The following is a 17335-nucleotide window of genomic DNA, read 5'->3' as shown; positions in this document are numbered from 1 at the left end:
CGTCAAGCATCTAGATCGACCTTCGCTTCGCGGTCCCAAACCCGCAGATTTCCGCAAGCTTTCACGAAATTTGCGATCGCATTCGTCGAGCTTAGCTCGATGCAACCGTCGTCAAGATCGTTGTCGGTAACGCCGCATTTTTCGAGTAGGCGTTTTGCTTCGGCGTTAAAGGCGATAAACTTACAGTGTGCGTAGGCGTCGCGAACGAAATCCTGGCTAGGCGCATCGTTCAGCAACAGATTGATACCTTCTTCGCTTGCGAGAATGGCGACGGCGTCGAATAGAACTGAAGGACCGCCATCGATCTTCTGCTTGGCGGCGACTTCCGTCCCGTCGGACAGCGCGATGCCGGAGATCTTCGGCGCGACGAGTTCGCAAACGCCACCGGCTTTTTCGACGGCGCTTACGAGGGCCTTGAATGTTTTGACGTCAGCGCCGGATGTCGCGAAGATGCCGAGCTTTCGCCCTTCGAACGTTCCTAGATTGCGGCCAACAATGCTGAGGGCATTCGACGTTCCCACGTCGATAGGCTTTTTTGCCGGTGCGGCAGGCTTCGGAAGCCTGATGCCGAGTCCATTTCCAACAGTCTTTCCGAGAGATTCATCAAGGGTGAGGAGATGCGCGACCATCCGCTCTCGAATGTGGGGATGCTCGACCTTGCTCAATTCGAAAACAAGCGCATCGGCGATGTGTTTCTGTTCGGGAGGCGTTTGACTGCGATAGAACATGCGTGCCTGGCTGTAATGATCAGCGAAGCTTTCGGGTCGGATCCGCTGTTTCGTTCCGTCGATGGGCTCAGCAAAGCTGCGGAACCCAAGGGACGGCGTTTCCCTCGGACCGCCTTCGTCACCCCAACTGTTGGGTTCATAATTGGCGCGCCCCTTCGGATTATGCATCGCCATGTGTCCATCCTGTTGGAAGTGTGCGAACGGGCAGCGTGGGGCATTCACCGGAATATGCGTAAAGTTAGGACTTCCCAACCGTTTCAACTGCGTATCGAGATATGAAAAATTTCGTCCCTGGAGCAAAGGATCATTGCTGAAGTCTATTCCCGGCGGAATGTTCTGGGTGCAGAATGCGACCTGTTCAGTCTCGGCGAAGAAGTTATCGACCACCCGATCCAGCACCAGCCGACCCACGATTTGCACCGGCAGGATCTCTTCCGGGATCAGCTTTGTCGCGTCGAGCACGTCGAAATCGAATTTGTCCGCGAATTTCTGGTCAAAGAGCTGAACACCGAATTCCCATTCCGGAAAATTTCCCATCGTGATTGCGTCCCAGAGATCGCGGCGATGAAAGTCGGGATCAGCTCCGTTGATTTTGACAGCCTCGTTCCACATCACCGATTGCAATCCCAACTTGGGCTTCCAATGAAATTTGACGAACGTTGACTTTCCCTTCTCATTGAGAAAGCGGAACGTATGAACGCCAAAGCCCTCCATGAATCGGAATGAACGTGGAATTGCCCGATCCGACATGACCCACATGATCATGTGCATGCTCTCGGGCGTCAGTGAGATGAAATCCCAGAACGTATCGTGCGCCGATTGCGCTTGCGGAAAGCCTCGATCGGGTTCGGGCTTAACGGCGTGGATCACGTCGGGGAACTTGATGGCGTCTTGAATGAAGAAGACGGGAATATTATTGCCGACAATGTCCCAGTTGCCTTGCTTTGTATAGAGTTTGACGGCAAAGCCGCGCACATCGCGAGCGAGATCGAACGACCCTTTGCTACCGGCAACTGTCGAAAAGCGGACGAAGGCTTCGGTTTTTTCGCCGACGCGCTGGAAGATATCCGCCCGAGTCACATCGGAAAGAGATTTCGTGAGTTCGAAATAGCCGTGTGCGCCGTATCCGCGAGCGTGGACGACACGCTCGGGAATCCGCTCGTGATCGAAATGGAAAATCTTCTCACGAAAATGAAAATCTTCAAGGAGCGTCGCGCCGCGGTCGCCCGTCTTTAGCGAGTTTTGGTCATCCGCGACAGGAATGCCTTGCTGCGTCGTCAGAAATACGTCGGCGTCGGCAGTTTGTTGGTGCACTTCGCCGCCGTTCCCCCTTTCTGTCTCAAGCGAACTCGTGGGATTGGATGGCGTAAGGAGATTGAAAGGTGCTTTCGGAGAATGGGGTTTTGACGACTTCTTACTCGAGGTAGCCATACGCGCCTCCAAAAAGCGGAGAAGGCCGAATTCTCCGTCATGCCGTGAATGCAATTGCCCAACAAGCCCACGAAGATTCCGTTCCGAGTATCCCGCGAAACTATGCGCGGCTATTCGGGCTAATTTGATCGAACCTGCACTGTTGAGGCCTCTTGTCCGGCCGCCAGCGGAGAAATTTCGTGCCATGACGAAACCTATTCCCCGTGACATGGTCGTAGCGCACTTCGGCAACGAGCAAAGGCCGGACCGGCTGCCATTTAGCGGATCGTTGCGTTGCCCAGCGACTCGGGCGGCCCGGCGCGTCGCCGGTAAAACTTTCCGGTGCGCACAGTTTCAGCAGTTGCTTTGTAAGCTCGGGCCGATCAGCTATAGGGACGGATGACGTGAAACCCACATGATGCAACAGGCCTTCATCGTCGTAGAGACCTAATAGGAGTGATCCTAGGGTTTTGCCCCCTTGCGCGTATCGAAACCCGCCCACCACACAATCGGCGGTGCGCATGCGTTTTATCTTAAGCATGGCTCGCTCGCCGAAACGGTAATCAATATCTAGACGTTTGGCGACAATCCCATCCGTGTCGGTGCGGCCGCTCTGCAGCCATGCTCTCGCGGTTGCAATCCTATGCGTGGCTTCGGTCAGAGAAACCAACGGAGAGTGTAAATTGTCCGCGAATTTCTCGAGTGCTTCGCGCCTCTCGCTGAACGGCTGCTCGGTGATCCATTTTCCGGCAGCGAAAAGTATGTCGAACGCGACGAGGCGTGCTGGTGTCTTTTGGGACAATTGCAAAATGCGGCTTTGAGCAGGATGGAGCCGCATTTGCAAAGCGTCGAACGACAAGCGGCCGTCGATCTCGATTATGAGTTCGCCATCGATGACGAACGTCTGTGGTTTATGCGCGCGGGAGAGAGCTTCGACTATTTCGGGAAAGTATCGCCGCAATGACTTTCCCGATTTCCCGATAAGCTCGACTTCTTCCGCCCGCTTGTACGCAAGACATCGAAATCCGTCCCATTTGGGTTCGTACTGCCACTCGCTTCCTTTGGGAATATCTTCAACAAGACGAGCTTCCATGGGAGCAAGCAGAGGCGGCCAATTCTTGCTGCGACTGGCCGACCCTGTCTTCCCGTGTGAGGGCTTCCCTTGAACTCGTACCACGCCGCAATTCCTACTTCGGTCTGGGATCCTGCAGTCGTGCGCCAGGCTCCATTTCGCCGGAGCGATAGCGCTTCACGGCGTCCAAGAGCGTATAGGTGGCATTGCGAGTTTCTTCGAAGATCGCCGCGTCGCCATCCAAGTCTTCGTGGCTCGTCGCATAGGGTCGATAGTATCCGATGTATCGGTCAATCGCGGCGAGTGTCCCGGCAGGCCGGAGCTGCATATCGCTCAACCAATCATGTAAGGATCTGCGAACAACGTCCGCGCCCTCTGAATCTCCGTGGACGATGATTGAAAATGCGCGTCCAGCGAGATGCTTTGGGTAAGACCAACCGCCTAGTTCGATGTGCTTCGCTTCTTCGGCATTCTTCCCGTGTGTTAAGGTGGGATCGGTATTTCCTCCGTCGGCGCAGACCAATCGATCAATCATCGACTTTAGCGTCGTTGGTGCTTGATACCAGTGACATGGAGTGACGATCATTATGCCGTGTGCGGCGACCCATAGCGGATAGATCTCATTCATCCAATCGTTGATCTGGCCAAGCCCATGGTTCGGGTAACAGGAACATGGCCAATGACAGAGGGCCGGCGATGTTGAGAAACAGGCTTTGCAGGGATAGATCTGGCGACCATACTCCGACGTCAGCCGAATGAGATCCAGGACATCGGCGACGAAGTCTTTATTATTCTCAACAGCGACTTTCGCGGTCTCAACTAAGCGAAACGTTTTCGACATTTCACCCGGACATGTGTGCTCACTCCGCGGCGAGCCGTTTATCAAAAGTATGCGAGAGGGAAGGCGTCTGTCCTCGTGTCGCTTTTGCGCTTCGGCAATTGAGCCTCGTGTGTTGAGCCACTCGGTCGCGACGTCGTAATCGGGATCTGAAAAATCGCTTCCGGCTTTCTGAGTCCGAGGGGCCTTCCTCTTTTTGCTATAAGCCTCCCAGGCAATATGAGTTATCGCAGCGATCTCGGCGTCCAGCCCGCCAAACAAAGGGTCGTTAAAAGCTTGGCGAAATCTCTCATCGAAGGATTGCCTATCAACAGTCACGTCAGGCATTCCCTTGCGGGGGCTAACGGATGCCATGTGAATATGCCTTTATCGCACGCGGAGAGCAGATGTCGGATGCGGCGTTATAAAGGAACGCTGTAAGCCGAAGCAACGTTCCAGGCATTTTGTATAGGCCGCCGCTGATCATGCAACGCTTCGCAGAGAAAAGCCGAAGTCTGTCCGAATAGCTAGGCACATAGATCGGCCATAGCTCGCCGAACTACGTCACCGCTGGCAGCCGCTCCAAATGCTTTTCAAGAGTGATCGGATAATCGCGAACGCGCACACCAGTGGCATTGTAGACGGCATTGGCGACCGCGGCGCCGACGCCACAAAGACCAAGTTCGCCAACGCCCTTTGCCTTCATTGGATTTGCCTTGTCATCGATCTCATCGAGAAACACGACGTCCTGGTGAGGTATGTCCAAATGAACGGGTACTTCATAGCTGGCAAGGTCGTGATTGACGAAGAAGCCATACTTCTTGTCGATTGCGAGCTCTTCCATCAACGCACCACCGACGCCCATGGTCATCGCGCCGATGACTTGGCTACGCGCCGACTTAGGATTTAAAATACGGCCGGAAGAGCAGACCGCGAGCATCCGATTAACCCGCACGACGCCGGTGTACGCATCCACACGCACCTCGACGAAGTGCGCGCCGAATGTGGACAACTGATAAGTCTTTGCCAGATCACCGAATTCGATTTTATCCTCACCTACAAGTTCACCCGACGCCGCGGCATCCTTGAGGCTTGATGAGCGATTGCCGCTTCTCACGCTCCCGTTCGCGAATTCGGTGTCGGCGGAGTTGAAGCCCAGACGTTGCGCAATCGCTTCTCTTAGTTTTATGCACGCCGCGTAAACGCCGGATGTGGCGTTCGCCGCCCCGAACTGGCCGCCAGATCCAGCTGAGACTGGAAAGGCTGAGTCGCCAAGCTTCACGTCGACATCATCCAAGCTGACGCCCATCATCTCTGCGGCGGTCTGCGCGATGATGGTATAGCTGCCAGTGCCGATATCAGTCATATCGGTTTCAACGATGATCTCACCATTTGAACTTAGCCGCACGCGGGCTGCGGAAGGCATATTCAGATGGTTCCGAAATGCGGCGGCCATGCCGATCCCAATTAGCCATCTCCCCTCCCGTACTTGAGCGGGCGAAGAATTTCGCTTCGACCAACCAAACCGCTCGGCGCCTTCGCGCATACATCGCACCAATTGCCGATCAGAAAATCGGCGCTCGGGCCTTTCCGGATCGACTTGGGTATCATTCTTTTCTCGAAAAGTTATGGGATCCATCCCAAGCTTTTCTGCCATTTCGTCGATGGCGATTTCCAACGCCATTAGACCTGGAGCTTCGCCCGGCGCGCGCATCGCGTTGCCCTCCGGCAGGTCGAGCACGGCAAGCCGCATCGACGTCAATCGGTTTGCGCCGGCATAAAGAAGTTTAGTTTGGTTGACAGCCGTCTCTGGATGCCCGTCCGGTTGATCGCCCGAGCCGCTCTCATGCGCGATCGCCAAGATAGCGCCGCTATGATCCGCGCCGATTCGGATATGCTGAATCGTCGCTGGTCGATGGGTGGAATTATTTGGCATTAATGGGCGGGGCATAGCCACTTTGACAGGTCGCTTCGCAGCCAAAGCGCCAAGCGCAGCCATCAGCGCGTCTGAACGGAGAAACAGTTTCCCGCCGAATCCCCCGCCGACGTACGGCGAGATCAAACGGACCTTATTTTTGGGTATATTGAGGGTTGTCGCGAGATCCGTGCGGCCCCAGTCGATCATCTGATTAGATGTCCAAACTGTAAGTTCGTCGCCGCTCCACGCAGCAATGGATGCAAAGGGCTCCATCATCATGTGGCTTTGATCTGGCGTGACATAAGTCTCGTCGAGCTTGACGGGTGCATCCGCAAATGCCTGCTCGAAATGACCGACGCGCTCTTCCCTCGCGGGCGAACCGCTATTCGGATCGCCGGCGAAAGGGGCATTCTTCCAGCGCTCCGCGAGATTGAACCGGCCGTGAGAACGATCGTAATCGACGCGAATAAGCGATGCGGCTGCTCTGGCCTGCTCGAATGTTTCAGCCACCACGATAGCAATCGCTTGATGGTAATGATCTATCTCGGGCCCTCCAAGCAGTTTCGCAGTATTGTGTTTTCCTTTTCCGAGGTTGCCCGCGTCTTGCGCGGTGACGATTGCGACCACTCCAGGAGATGCCTTCGCCTGCCCGAGGTCCATTGAGTGAATACGCCCCTTGGCGATCGCGGATCCAAGGATAAAGCCGTAAGCCAGACCTGAAAGCTCATGGTGCTCGTAGGCGTACGGGGCCCTACCGGTCGTCTTCAGCGGCCCTTCGATGCGTTCGCGAGCGCGGCCTACGACCAGCATTTTATCGATCGGATTCGCGCCCGCGGGCTTGTCGAATCTCATTGGTTTAGCCCTTCGACTGCTCGATGACGGATGCGAGCGCTCTCGTCGCTAACGTCAGCTTGAATGAGTTATCTTTCGTTGGCGTCGCACCTTGAAATGCACGCGAGGTAACTGCTTCTGCGCCGTGTGGAAGAAGGGACTCGGCTGCTTCGACGCGCCACGGCTTAGGCGCAACGCCGCCGAACGCGACGCGGCCGCTCCCATCCGATTGAATGACGGCTGCGACCGAGACGAGTGCGAAGGCATAAGAAGCGCGGTCGCGGACTTTTTCATAGAAGTGCTTGCCGCCAAGCGGCGGCGGCAGCGTGACGGCAATTATCAACTCGTCAGGGCGCAGCGTCGTTTCAACGTGGGGAGTATCTCCCCATAAGCGATGAAAGTCTGCGATTGGAATGGAACGCTGCTGACCGCGGGAGTCTATAGTTTCCACGACGGCGTCGAGCAGCCGCATCGCTACCGGCATATCACCTGGAAAAGTAGCTATGCATGATCCGCTTACGCCTATAATTCCGAGTTGACGAGAGTAGCCGACAATTGCGGCGCAGCCAGATCCGGGACTGCGCTTGTTGCACGCCATATTCGTATCATAGAAATATGGACATCGTGTGCGCTGGAGCAAATTGCCGGCGGTCGAAGCTTTGTTTCGTAGCTGCCCCGACGCGCCCGCTACGATTGCGCGAGTAAGCACCTGATAGTCCCGTCTAACGCGCGCATCCGCAGCAAGATCAGTGTTTGTCACGAGCGCACCGATCCGCAGTCCTCCGTCGCCGGTAGTCTCGATCTTGTCGAAGCCTAGATCTTGAACATCTACGAGGTGGGTTGGTGCCTCAATTTCAAGCTTCATCAAGTCAAGGAGGTTCGTGCCGCCGGCGATAAACTTCGCGCCAGTCCGGCCGGCGACCGCTTGCGCCGCAGATATAGGATCTTTTGCGCGTTCGTATGAGAAAGCCTTCATTCGCGATCTCCGGCGATCTCGGCCATAGCTACAGCAATGTTGGAATAGGCGCCGCACCGGCAAATATTTCCGCTCATCCGCTCCCGCATTTCGATATTTGTGGCGCGGGGCTGATCAATCGGGTTTTCTTGAGCGTGGCTCGGAATGCCCCGCTTGATCTCGTCCAAAACCGCAACTGCCGAGCATATTTGGCCAGGCGTACAATAACCGCACTGATATCCGTCATGCTTGATGAAGGCAGCTTGCATCGGATGGAGCTTATCCGGCGTTCCCAAGCCCTCGATTGTCGTTATCTCGTCGCCATCGTGCATGACGGCGAGACTGAGGCATGAATTTATTCGCACGCCGTCTACCAGAACGGTGCAGGCACCGCATTGGCCATGGTCGCAGCCTTTTTTTGTGCCTGTCAGATAGAGGTGTTCGCGCAGCGCATCGAGGAGTGTCGTGCGCGGGTCAATCGAGAGTTCGTGTTTCTTTCCATTGACTGCAAATCGAACTGAAATATTCAAAATTTGCTCCGCTTTGGCTTCAGACGGAGTTGCGACGCCTGACACCTTTACTGCCGCCGCTGACGCCGCGCTGCCCGCGAGCACGTTCCGACGAGACATTTCGAAACCGGTCGACTTCGACATGGATCTCACCCTTTCCCGGCGGGCTCATTCATGGCTCCGTATTCGCAAGTAACTCGGTGGAAACGGGATTTGTTCAATGAGGGGGCGAAGTTTCTTCTATGTCAGCGCGATTTAGCTCAGCGGCTGGAACAAGGACTCGGGATGCAATGTCAGGAGGAACCATAATGTATTGAACGTCGTATGGCATTCAGCAGAAGTCAAAGCCGCCAGACCGCTCATATGGACCAGCGTTCACCCACAGAGCCCACTGCGACCGATGATAGAGAACACGAAGAGCAAGACGAGGCGCCGGTCCATTTCGGCGAAATCATCCGTGCGCATCTTTGGATTACGGCAGCGATCGTTACAATACTTGCTGCTGCTGCCGTCGGTGTTCTTGTTTGGTGGCTTAACGCGCGCCACTACGAATGGACCGACGATGCTTTTATCGACGCTCGGCAATTTGCCGTAAGCTCGAAGGTTGCCGGATATATCGATGCCGTAAAGGTAACGGACAATCAACGTGTATCTGCCGGCGATCTGTTGGTGCAAATCGATCCCCGCGATTATGAGGCGTCGCTCGCTCAAGCCAAAGCGCGCGTTTCGCAGGCCGTGGCAACCGTCGGCAACGAAGACGCGCAAATAGACGCGCAGAAAGCCCAAGTCACGGCCGCTGAACAACAGAAGAAGGAAGCAGATGCCGCGCTCGTCTTTGCAAAGCAGGAAAACGATCGCGCTCAGGCGCTCGTCAAATCCGCGGTTGGCACAGTCGAACGAGCGCAGCAGACTCGATCTCAACTGCAACAGGCACAGGCAACATCGGCGCGAGCCATGGCGAGCATCGAAGCCGCCAAGAAGCAGTTGACGGCGCTACTCGCCCAGAAAGTGAGCGCTGAGGCTAACGTGGAAGCCGCCAAGGCAGACGAAGCGCTCGCCGAGCTCAATCTCTCGTACACACATGTGACATCCGCACAGTCCGGCAAGATCGTCCAGCTGACAGCCGCAAAAGGGCAGTACGTTCAGGTCGGACAAAACCTGATGATGTTTGTTCCGTCGCACATTTGGGTAACCGCGAATTTCAAGGAAACACAGATAACGGATATGCGGCCAGGACAACCGGTCTCTATCGAAATAGACGCTTATCCGAACCGCGAATTCAAAGGACACGTCGATAGCATCCAAGCAGGATCGGGCACCGCATTCAGTCTGCTTCCGGCGGAGAATGCGACGGGCAACTACGTTAAAGTTGTGCAACGCGTTCCCGTGAAAATAGAAATCGACAACCCTCCCTCCGACGTAACTCTTGGACCCGGAATGTCCGTTGTCCCCGAAGTGAAGGTCCGATGAGCAACGACGCCAAAGCTGGAGGGCCGCGAAAGATCAATCCCTGGCTGATCGCATTCATTGTGTCGATCGCGACATTCATGGAAGTTTTGGATGTCAGCATTGCAAACGTCGCATTGCGCCATATTGCCGGAAGCGTCGGTGCCTCTTACGACGAAGCGACCTGGGTTCTGACGAGTTACCTGATCGCGAACGCGGTGATCCTGCCAGCAAGCGCTTGGCTGTCATCGATGGTTGGGCGCAAGAAGTTCTACATGTTCTGCGTCGCGCTATTCACCTTCGCGTCTTTTCTTTGTGGCATAGCTTGGAGTCTACAATCGCTAATTTTCTTTCGCGTTCTCCAGGGTCTCGGTGGAGGCGGCTTAGCGCCGAGCGAACAGTCAATTCTTGCGGACGCGTTCCCGGCGGAAAAGCGCGGCAGCGCATTTGCAGTCTATGGTCTCGCTGTCGTCGTGGCCCCGACGGTAGGACCGACAATTGGTGGAGCAATCACGGATTATTCCACGTGGCACTGGATCTTCTTTATCAATATCCCGATGGGCCTTCTGTCTCTGTTCCTCGTCGGCACTTTTGTCGATGCCGATAAAAAAGAGAAAACGAAAAACGACCCCAAACGCAGCCTTTGGAATTTCGATTTAGTGGGCTTCTTGCTGGTAGCGCTGTGTCTCGGCGCGCTGGAGGTCGTTCTCGACGAAGGGCAACGCAGCGACTGGTTCGAGTCGACATTTATCATCGCGTTTGCATGCTTGTCGGCAGCAGCATTCGCGGTGTTCGTTCCGTGGGAACTGTCCCGAAAATATCCGCTCGTTAAAGTGCGCTTGCTTGGCACACGCCAATTTGGAATGTGCTTCATCATGATGCTTGTAACGGGCGGCGTGCTTTTCAGCTCTATCCAGCTCCTGCCTCAGCTCGTTCAAAACGAATTTGGCTACGATGCGACGTTAGCTGGCCTATCCTTATCTCCTGGCGGCTTCGTCACAATGATGATGATGCCCATTGCAGGCTATTTGACGGGAAAAGTGCAGCCGAAATATCTGATCGCGCTCGGGCTCGCCATCATCGGTTTTTCAATGTGGACTCTAACAGGCCTTAGCCCAGATCTTTCGTTCTTCTACGCGGTCTGGACTCGCATGTTTACGGCGGCCGGCCTACCGTTCCTCTTTATTCCAATTACGACGGCCTCTTATGCCGGCCTCAAAGGCGGCGACACCAATCAAGCCGCCGGCCTGATCAACATCGCGCGCAATCTAGGTGGCAGTATAGGCTTGGCCATGGTGCAGACGTCGTTGCAGCAACGCCAACAGTTCCACCAAAGTAGGCTTGTCGAAAATGCTGTTCCGTCGAACATCCATTTTCAGGAGTCGCTACGCCAAGCGACAATATTCCTGCAAAGCAGCGGATCTTCGGCGACGGATGCTATGCACCGCGCTGAAGCTGTTGTCGGCCAGGTCATCCTGAAGCAAGCAACGTTACTGTCGTATATCGACACATTCTGGGTAATGGCCGTGGTTTGCTTCATTGCCTTTCCATTTGCCTTTTTATTGCGCTCGATTCCTCTCGGAAAGGGCCCACAACACTAGTCTTTGCGCTGCTATCGTGGGGGTCGCAGCTTGTCTCTTGAACTTTTTTACGGCTCGCGCGTTTGGGGGATCGCCAGCATTGGAGATCCCGCATGCCCATCCTTACGACGGCCATCACGACATTTATTTTACTCGTCCTCATCGGTATCGTCGTCGGAATTTTCATGAATCGCGGCAGCCGGAGTTGGCTCGGGCGCCGGGTCGCAGAAGCGACAGGAATTGGCGACGTCACCTATGCGCTCGTGGGCATCGCAGGGTCGTTCATGGGCTTTCATATCGGTGTCATTCTCGAACTGTTGCCGAGCCTGCTGCTGTATCTCTGCGCCATCGCGGGCGCCCTGCTGACGATTATCCTCTGGCGCCGTGTCTGAGCGCTGAACAAGCCGACCCAGAGCATGGATAGAGCCGCACAAATCAAAACCTTGTTGGAGGAAGCCGACAACGCCAAAGCTTGGTTTGCTAAGTACACCAATGAGCTCAAAGGCGATCCGGCGAACGAAATGCTTTTGCGGCTAAAGGAATTATGTCGGGTGGAATTCGAAAAGCGATGGGACCAACTCATCGATTTGGATGTCGACGTTAGCGGATCGGCAGGCGTGAACAGACGTCCCCGGATCGAAGACTAAGGCCGTCGAGACGCGCCGGACCCAAGAAAGTCGGTCTTTCGGCCTAACTCGGCTGTCGTTATGTCTCGCTTTCGATAAATGTAATCCTGGGCTAAGTTCCAACTGACGCGTACCTTCACGGTTGGAATTTAACGATGTCGGAGAATGACGACGCACCGCCAGTCATTGAGCCTCGCCCTGAGGAGCGGCCGCCCGATATTACTTTGCGAGCGCTTCTGCAGCGCATTCGCCAGCAGGAGCTGCTTGCGGAACTCGGCGTAAGCGCCATGCAAGGCGCGACCCTCGATGTGCTGTTGACGGAAGCGACGCGTCTGACCGCGCAAGGCTTGCGCGCCGACTTCTGTAAGGTCTTGGAATATCTGCCCTCCGAAAACCGTTTCCTGATTCGCGCAGGAGTCGGGTGGGAGCCTGGCATCGTTGGCGTGGCGACGGTCGGCGCTGATACCGAATCGCCGGCCGGTTTTGCATTACGCACAGGCAAGGCGGTCATCTCAAATCACCTAGAGAACGAAGAACGCTTTCGGACCCCGGAAATTTTGGCGGCGCACGGCGTAAAACGTGCCATGAATGTCATTTTGCAGGGCGATGGCAAACCTTTTGGCGTTCTTGAGGTCGACAGCCAGTCGGATGATGATTTTGTCGAGCACGACCTCGCGTTTCTTCAGGGTGCCGCCAACGTCCTCGGCATGGCGATTGAGCGGGAGCGTTACGAAAGATCGCTGAAAGCTGCAATTGCTCGCCAAGAAATTCTAATCAAAGAGATCAATCATCGCGTTAAAAATAGCTTGGCTCTTGTCAGCAGCATGCTGCGGCTGCAAGCGCGAGAAGACGACGATCCGAAAATTGCCGAGCGCCTCGCCGAAGCCTCCGCGCGCGTCAACGCCGTGGCGCGTGCCCATGAGCGTCTCTATCAGAGCGATGATATCGAAAGTTTGGATCTTGGCGTCTACGTCGAGCAGATTTGCAAGGATGTCGACGCTGGCGTGTCGCAGCTTGACGTCCAAGTCGAGTCAGAACGCGGGATCATCATGACGACAGATCGTGCGATATCAACCGCGCTTATCGTGACCGAACTCATCACGAACGCAGCCAAGTACGCATACCACGAAAGGACCGGTGGCAAAGTCTGGGTGCGCTTGGCGCGCACTGGCGCCGAGACGGTGATGCTGACTGTACGAGATGAAGGCACCGGCCTGCCATCCGACTTCGATTTTCAAAACGGCAAGAGCCTCGGGATGCGAATGATCAACGCATTTGCGCACCAGCTGGGAGCACAAGTGATCATCAATCGATTGTCGCCAGGTACAGAAATTACTGTATCGCTTCCGTTGAACTTTCAATCCTAGCGGCACAGCCACGTCTCAGAACAGCCGCTATATCCCGAGAAATCGACCGCCGGCAGGCGGCTCCCAAGTCGGATTCTCAAAAAGGCAGTCGGCAATCGCATACCGTTGGAACCCATAAATGGCGCCTCGGGCATGCGAGCCGAATTTGTCCGTCATGAGCCAAGTCGTGAGGGTCTTCATAACCTCCTCCCGCTGGTCATTGTTCATTGTGTCGATAGCCGTCAGTGCTTGTTCGAAGCATGCAAGCGCGCGGTCGGGCGTTGTTCTCGGATCAAGGGCATGCCTGTTTGGGAAGACATCCGAAAGCTTCGTGTACGGTCTGGCTTGGGCCATGTTGTGAGACCTTTTGCGGCATTTGAATGCGGCCTTTGAAAGGACAACTCGCCACGATCCGGCACGTTCAATGTCAATCCCAAACAATTCTTCTATGGTTTCCTGATTGTTAATGCCGCTCGCCCAGATAGTTTTCCGAGAGCTCGCAGCGGCCCCTTTAATCTTCTCGGCAACCATGGGCATGGCGCTCACGCCGGTTTCAGCCACCCACCATAATAGCCCTCGATTTTGTCCCTTGTTTCCTTGTCCCAAGGTCCGGCTTCATCGAGGAAAGAGGGTCCATTCTCCAAATCCTCCCTGGGAATGCCGACGACATAGCCGCCGGCGTCAGGAACGTATTTCAAGGCTAGCCATGGCACGGGATGGTATTTCTTTCCGAGACCAAGCACACCACCGAAGGACATCACCGCGTAGGCGATTTTGCCGGTACGCTTCTCCAGCATCACGTCGTAGATCTCGCCCATTGTCTTCCCGTCGGCGTCGAGCACAGGAGTTCCCTGCACCTTGCCGGCGGAGATCAATGTCAGCGTTTCATCGGGCGTTTGCATGACCCTCCTTCCTGAAGGTGAAGGCCGGAAGCGATCCGGCTCTTCAACGTTGTTGCGGGCATTAGCGCGGCCTAGGTTCACGATTTGTAGAACTTGTAATCCGGCAACGCTTTCAACGAATCCTTCGTGGCGTCAGTCGTGATTTTCTCGCTGTCGCCGTCTCGACCGACTTTCAGTGAACTGAACGGCACGCCCACATACTTGTCGCCAATACCAAGAAAGCCTCCAACGCTCAGCACGACTTCGTCCATCGTGCCGTCAGGTTTCAGAACAATGTCCTCGATGCTGCCGATGTTCTCGTTGGCATTGTTGTAGACCTTAGCGCCAACGAGCTTGCTGGTACGGAATTCATCTGCCGTCTGCATGTTGTCGGCTGCGAATGCTGGGAGCGTTGCCGCACTAGCCATCAGTAAGCCAGCGGCTGCGAGAACGTTGAGAGAAAGTTTTTTCATCGGGCATCTCCTTGCTTTGTGCTTGCAAAAGATTCCCGCCGTTGGATTGTTCCAGTTAAACTGAGGTCTATCTCGCAGGCACCTCGGTGAATGGAGGTCGCTTCGCGTCTCGCGCGCCCCGCTTTCATCGTGCCGAAACGCTCTGTCAAACGCTCTTCCAGCATCGGTATCGTTGGCGACCACCTGTGCCTGGCAACGGTCGGGGGACGTTTTTCGCGGGGAGACGCCGGTTCCAACAATCAACGCGGGGAACGGGAAGGCAGCAAGAGAAGAGGCTGCAGTGAACCAATAGACGCTAAAAGCACCATCGTGGCTGTGATCATCAACGCTATGTCGATACTCTGCTCTGGATCGAGAAGCAGGGCTCGATATTGATGAGCATCCGATTTTGCTGTCCCGTCGCATCCGCTGCATCCGCTGCATCCGGCGCGGCCGTCGTTCCGTTGAAGGGAAGGCGGCGCCCTACAGCAACGCGCACGATGTCGATCGACGCCAACTCTCTCTCAAGAACGTGGCATGTCCGCTGTGCAGGTCGAGCGATCTCGAATGGGTAGGCCCATAACGCGGAATTACGAGCTCCAAAAGGCCCAGCGGCGGTTCAAGCCGGGTCACCAGATTGACATGCGAATGACTCGCCTGCGCCAACCGGTGGTCACAGCCGAAGTGACTACTGCACCGAAGTGACTACTGCCGCGGGCTATGGGCGGAGGACTAGTTTTTGTGCTTTTTGCCTTCCAAATCTCTTGGATCGACGTTGTGGATCTGACTGCTCGGGTCCGTGCCCTGCTTGGCGGGCTGGTCGCCGGGCAACAATGGCTTGTTTCCCTCTGCCGGATCGGCGGGATGAGGTCGACCGCTTCCTTGCGCCGCCGAACTTTGGCCGGTCGCATTCTCCGGGTCATTGTCTGCCCACGTGTTATAGCTCAATGCGACAAGCGCAAAGCCGCCGACGAATACAAAAATCAACGCATGTAGCGCGGTCACTCTCATAATCCCGCAAACACTGCGAACGCAGATTAGTTGCCTGCTGATCCGCGATGATTGATGGCGTGCGGATAATCCATGCTGGTGGAACGTTGCTCGGTCCCGAGACGTTGCCCAGGCAAAGGAGATCAAAATGGCTGTCAACAAGCCGACGGGGGATAACGCCCGGAAGGGTGCTGTGCGGAAGCGCTCGCAGATCGCAACCAAAATCCAAGGCGAAGACACGTGGACGAAGCGGAGCAAAGAAACCGGCGAATTCATGAGTCAGAAGAAAGCGCCGGCCGCGACGAAGTATAAGGGCGTGCGCGAGGAACAATGATAAGCGAAAACCAAAATCGCGATCGGCGCAAAGGGCCGTGGCCGCTCGTCCTCTCTATAGCATTAGTGGGCGGTGCGATTGCCATTGGCATCATGGCGTGGACGGTGCACCTCGGCATATTCGAGGGGAAGGGTCTTTAGCTTGAGCCTTGAGCAGGTGAGCAATAGCCGTCGCTGACTTCACGAAAAGACTAGGCAATGCCGATTCCGCAGCGAAAATCGCGAGAGCTAGAGGACTGTTGACCAACGAGGTAACGAGTGCAAGTTGGCGGGAATCTTTCAGTTCCGCCGAAAAACAGACTTCAATCTGGGCAATGCGGGCGTCGCGTACATCATGCTGAAGAACCACCGGAATCACTAATGCTGCACGATGTATCGAAACCTGTCCGTCCCCCGCACACGTCGTAGGAGCTGAAACGGTCTGTATTTGCTGGCTTTTTTGAGCCTTTTTGGATCGGACCGGACTGCATCGGATAGAGGATTCTGGCGGAGGCGGTGCTCGCCGCACTGACGAACTAACGCGTTTTTCTCATAGCTGAATTTCAGCTCCGCTATTGGTGCGTCCGTACAGTCTGTACCTCAATCCGACCGTGCCGGCAGGTCTCGCACGATCCAGCGCGTATTCTTGATCGACCATGCGCGCGGTCCCTATGGAGCCCGATTCGTGCTGGCCCGGCGGTAGGGAGCTAGATAACGAACAGCTTGCCATGCGGCGCGTCAGGACTATCGCGTTGATGATGGGTTTCCGGCTCGCGCACCACGGCCATGTTATAGGCGATGCGAACATAATTTTCATCCAGCGCCATAAACGGACCCGAGGCTGACGTTCTTTTACCTCGGTCGACGCGGCAAGAAAGTTGAGCGCGACGCAGTCATCTGGAATCGGCGTCGCCCTGGGTCGAAAACAGCGAGGCCCAACGCGATGAAAGTCATCGCTGACCTGCAACCATCTTTCGACCCAGTCGGCGAAGCATCCCTAAAACAGATCGACTCCGTCTTCCAATGCCCGCGCTATTTAAGCAGCGGCGTCACAGCGGGGAGCACAGCCAAGCGCCTAAGCAGGCTTTGGGTGTCGTCACTTTGCATGCGATCTGCGAGGAATGACACGTCGTCATACCAGAGCCATCATCGCATTTCGTGTGGACCGGGCCCTTGCCCACGCGGCCCTGCCCATAGATGACGTTTGCAAGGCCGTGCGTCGAGAAGAGGTAGGCGATATCGTGAGTCATAGCTTCGCCGACCGCTCCGACCTTGACGCAATTACCAGCCTGGGCTGTTGCCGAAAGTGCGCAGAACGCCACCGCGGCGGCCAAGCCGAGTTTCAAAGAACGCATTTGCCCCTCCAAAAAATTAGTTTATCCCGTTCACGAAACTAGATGAGCTTTGTCCGCGGTAACAGAACCGGGCTGCCGCATGCGGGGTTATACGGAAAGAAAATTGG

At 55.6% G+C, this 17335-nt stretch carries 17 protein-coding genes; 6 read left to right on the top strand and 11 right to left on the bottom strand.

Annotated features, from left to right (window positions below; all coding sequences use genetic code 11):
• Positions 1-2 precede the first annotated feature (2 nt).
• The 6 genes from ACLB1Z_RS13350 to paoA all read right to left on the bottom strand — a co-directional run bounded on the left by ACLB1Z_RS13350 (position 3) and on the right by paoA (position 8384).
• On the bottom strand, positions 3-2159 hold the full coding sequence (locus ACLB1Z_RS13350) for a catalase (RefSeq protein WP_409560306.1): 2157 nt from the start codon (positions 2157-2159) through the stop codon (positions 3-5).
• A gap of 100 nt (positions 2160-2259) precedes the next feature.
• Positions 2260-3231: an ATP-dependent DNA ligase gene (locus ACLB1Z_RS13345; RefSeq protein ID WP_409560305.1), complete on the bottom strand. Its 972-nt coding sequence runs from the start codon at positions 3229-3231 to the stop codon at positions 2260-2262.
• A gap of 94 nt (positions 3232-3325) precedes the next feature.
• On the bottom strand, positions 3326-4402 hold the full coding sequence (locus ACLB1Z_RS13340) for a flavodoxin family protein (RefSeq protein ID WP_409560304.1): 1077 nt from the start codon (positions 4400-4402) through the stop codon (positions 3326-3328).
• A 184-nt stretch (positions 4403-4586) separates the two neighbouring features.
• Positions 4587-6797: an aldehyde oxidoreductase molybdenum-binding subunit PaoC gene (gene paoC / locus ACLB1Z_RS13335; protein ID WP_409560303.1), complete on the bottom strand. Its 2211-nt coding sequence runs from the start codon at positions 6795-6797 to the stop codon at positions 4587-4589.
• A 4-nt stretch (positions 6798-6801) separates the two neighbouring features.
• Positions 6802-7752 (bottom strand): FAD binding domain-containing protein, encoded by a 951-nt coding sequence (locus tag ACLB1Z_RS13330; protein WP_409560302.1) that lies wholly within the window; start codon positions 7750-7752, stop codon positions 6802-6804.
• Entirely contained in the window at positions 7749-8384 is a 636-nt protein-coding gene (gene paoA / locus ACLB1Z_RS13325; protein ID WP_409560301.1) for an aldehyde dehydrogenase iron-sulfur subunit PaoA, read from the bottom strand. The genes ACLB1Z_RS13330 and paoA overlap by 4 nt, the downstream gene beginning before the upstream one ends.
• A gap of 180 nt (positions 8385-8564) precedes the next feature.
• Between paoA and ACLB1Z_RS13320 the strand changes: the two genes are divergently transcribed.
• From ACLB1Z_RS13320 to ACLB1Z_RS13300, 5 genes are all read left to right on the top strand, one after another.
• Entirely contained in the window at positions 8565-9710 is a 1146-nt protein-coding gene (locus ACLB1Z_RS13320; protein WP_409560300.1) for an HlyD family secretion protein, read from the top strand.
• Complete coding sequence (locus ACLB1Z_RS13315; protein WP_409560299.1) at positions 9707-11287, top strand: DHA2 family efflux MFS transporter permease subunit; 1581 nt, start codon at positions 9707-9709, stop codon at positions 11285-11287. Before ACLB1Z_RS13320 ends, ACLB1Z_RS13315 begins: the two co-directional genes overlap by 4 nt.
• Positions 11288-11379: 92 nt before the next feature.
• Positions 11380-11658, top strand: coding sequence for a transglycosylase (locus tag ACLB1Z_RS13310; protein ID WP_409560298.1), 279 nt, complete (start codon positions 11380-11382; stop codon positions 11656-11658).
• Between the two features lie 24 nt (positions 11659-11682).
• Positions 11683-11913, top strand: a complete 231-nt coding sequence (locus ACLB1Z_RS13305; RefSeq protein WP_409560297.1) for a hypothetical protein — start codon at positions 11683-11685, stop codon at positions 11911-11913.
• Positions 11914-12047: 134 nt separating this feature from the next.
• Positions 12048-13259: a sensor histidine kinase gene (locus ACLB1Z_RS13300; RefSeq protein ID WP_409560296.1), complete on the top strand. Its 1212-nt coding sequence runs from the start codon at positions 12048-12050 to the stop codon at positions 13257-13259.
• Positions 13260-13286: 27 nt separating this feature from the next.
• On the opposite strand, the gene ACLB1Z_RS13295 is transcribed toward ACLB1Z_RS13300, so the two are convergent.
• From ACLB1Z_RS13295 to ACLB1Z_RS13280, 4 genes are all read right to left on the bottom strand, one after another.
• A complete protein-coding gene (locus ACLB1Z_RS13295; protein WP_409560295.1) occupies positions 13287-13769 on the bottom strand; it encodes a hypothetical protein in 483 nt (160 codons plus the stop codon).
• A gap of 11 nt (positions 13770-13780) precedes the next feature.
• Positions 13781-14140: a PRC-barrel domain-containing protein gene (locus ACLB1Z_RS13290; protein ID WP_409560294.1), complete on the bottom strand. Its 360-nt coding sequence runs from the start codon at positions 14138-14140 to the stop codon at positions 13781-13783.
• A 77-nt stretch (positions 14141-14217) separates the two neighbouring features.
• On the bottom strand, positions 14218-14592 hold the full coding sequence (locus ACLB1Z_RS13285; RefSeq protein WP_409560293.1) for a PRC-barrel domain-containing protein: 375 nt from the start codon (positions 14590-14592) through the stop codon (positions 14218-14220).
• 711 nt (positions 14593-15303) lie between these two features.
• The gene (locus ACLB1Z_RS13280; protein WP_409560292.1) at positions 15304-15576 is read right to left on the bottom strand and encodes a hypothetical protein; all 273 of its coding nucleotides are present in this window, start codon (positions 15574-15576) and stop codon (positions 15304-15306) included.
• A gap of 133 nt (positions 15577-15709) precedes the next feature.
• On the opposite strand from ACLB1Z_RS13280, the gene ACLB1Z_RS13275 reads away from it, so the two are divergent.
• On the top strand, positions 15710-15895 hold the full coding sequence (locus tag ACLB1Z_RS13275) for a hypothetical protein (RefSeq protein WP_409560291.1): 186 nt from the start codon (positions 15710-15712) through the stop codon (positions 15893-15895).
• A 1027-nt stretch (positions 15896-16922) separates the two neighbouring features.
• Here the strand turns inward: ACLB1Z_RS13275 and ACLB1Z_RS13270 are convergent.
• Positions 16923-17228 carry a hypothetical protein gene (locus ACLB1Z_RS13270; RefSeq protein WP_409560290.1) on the bottom strand — a complete coding sequence of 102 codons (306 nt, stop codon included), beginning with the start codon at positions 17226-17228 and terminating at the stop codon, positions 16923-16925.
• Between the last annotated feature and the right edge of the window lie 107 nt (positions 17229-17335).

Source organism: Hyphomicrobium sp. MC8b, from assembly GCF_905067615.1.
Taxonomy (GTDB): domain Bacteria; phylum Pseudomonadota; class Alphaproteobacteria; order Rhizobiales; family Hyphomicrobiaceae; genus Hyphomicrobium_B.
This window is presented reverse-complemented; position numbering and strand designations above follow the sequence as displayed.

What these genes read in the sequence shown, in the direction of transcription:
- ACLB1Z_RS13350 (WP_409560306.1), bottom strand. Translation starts at nt 2,159, where the DNA reads ATGGCTACCTCGAGTAAGAAGTCGTCAAAACCCCATTCTCCGAAAGCA.
- ACLB1Z_RS13345 (WP_409560305.1), bottom strand. Translation starts at nt 3,231, where the DNA reads ATGGAAGCTCGTCTTGTTGAAGATATTCCCAAAGGAAGCGAGTGGCAG.
- ACLB1Z_RS13340 (WP_409560304.1), bottom strand. Translation starts at nt 4,402, where the DNA reads ATGGCATCCGTTAGCCCCCGCAAGGGAATGCCTGACGTGACTGTTGAT.
- paoC (WP_409560303.1), bottom strand. Translation starts at nt 6,797, where the DNA reads ATGAGATTCGACAAGCCCGCGGGCGCGAATCCGATCGATAAAATGCTG.
- ACLB1Z_RS13330 (WP_409560302.1), bottom strand. Translation starts at nt 7,752, where the DNA reads ATGAAGGCTTTCTCATACGAACGCGCAAAAGATCCTATATCTGCGGCG.
- paoA (WP_409560301.1), bottom strand. Translation starts at nt 8,384, where the DNA reads ATGTCGAAGTCGACCGGTTTCGAAATGTCTCGTCGGAACGTGCTCGCG.
- ACLB1Z_RS13320 (WP_409560300.1), top strand. Translation starts at nt 8,565, where the DNA reads ATGGCATTCAGCAGAAGTCAAAGCCGCCAGACCGCTCATATGGACCAG.
- ACLB1Z_RS13315 (WP_409560299.1), top strand. Translation starts at nt 9,707, where the DNA reads ATGAGCAACGACGCCAAAGCTGGAGGGCCGCGAAAGATCAATCCCTGG.
- ACLB1Z_RS13310 (WP_409560298.1), top strand. Translation starts at nt 11,380, where the DNA reads ATGCCCATCCTTACGACGGCCATCACGACATTTATTTTACTCGTCCTC.
- ACLB1Z_RS13305 (WP_409560297.1), top strand. Translation starts at nt 11,683, where the DNA reads ATGGATAGAGCCGCACAAATCAAAACCTTGTTGGAGGAAGCCGACAAC.
- ACLB1Z_RS13300 (WP_409560296.1), top strand. Translation starts at nt 12,048, where the DNA reads ATGTCGGAGAATGACGACGCACCGCCAGTCATTGAGCCTCGCCCTGAG.
- ACLB1Z_RS13295 (WP_409560295.1), bottom strand. Translation starts at nt 13,769, where the DNA reads ATGGTTGCCGAGAAGATTAAAGGGGCCGCTGCGAGCTCTCGGAAAACT.
- ACLB1Z_RS13290 (WP_409560294.1), bottom strand. Translation starts at nt 14,140, where the DNA reads ATGCAAACGCCCGATGAAACGCTGACATTGATCTCCGCCGGCAAGGTG.
- ACLB1Z_RS13285 (WP_409560293.1), bottom strand. Translation starts at nt 14,592, where the DNA reads ATGAAAAAACTTTCTCTCAACGTTCTCGCAGCCGCTGGCTTACTGATG.
- ACLB1Z_RS13275 (WP_409560291.1), top strand. Translation starts at nt 15,710, where the DNA reads ATGGCTGTCAACAAGCCGACGGGGGATAACGCCCGGAAGGGTGCTGTG.
- ACLB1Z_RS13270 (WP_409560290.1), bottom strand. Translation starts at nt 17,228, where the DNA reads ATGCGTTCTTTGAAACTCGGCTTGGCCGCCGCGGTGGCGTTCTGCGCA.